The following is a 308-nucleotide window of genomic DNA, read 5'->3' as shown; positions in this document are numbered from 1 at the left end:
TCGGAGATCCGCAAGGGGCCATAGCCAAGGCAGAACAGCGCCCGGACATATTGCTGGTCGCCGACGATCTCGGTCCAGGAGGTGGCTGCGAATGGCGGGGCGTAGCGATGTTTGCCGAAGAGGTAGGGCACCGGGGAGCCGGGACGTCCCTCGTTCCGCCAGCCGTCGATATTGTAGACGTTGCGGCGCTCTTCGCCCTCTGGCTGTGTCGGCGGGATCAGCGCGTTGACCAGCAACTGGCCCAGAACGGTCAGGCCCGAGGTTGCCAGTGCCAATCCTACCTTGCCCAGCGTCGGAAACAGATAGGG

The 308-nt window shown here is 64.3% G+C and carries 1 protein-coding gene; it reads right to left on the bottom strand.

Annotated features, from left to right (window positions below; translation table 11 throughout):
* Positions 1 to 308: hypothetical protein (locus O4H53_RS27050; RefSeq protein ID WP_269368105.1), on the bottom strand; the 308-nt coding region annotated here is incomplete at both ends.

Origin of the sequence: Sulfitobacter sp. G21635-S1 (assembly GCF_027213915.1) — a bacterium.
In the GTDB taxonomy this organism is placed as follows: domain Bacteria; phylum Pseudomonadota; class Alphaproteobacteria; order Rhodobacterales; family Rhodobacteraceae; genus Sulfitobacter.
Note: the sequence above shows the minus strand (reverse complement) of the source record. Positions and strands in the feature narration are given on the sequence as shown.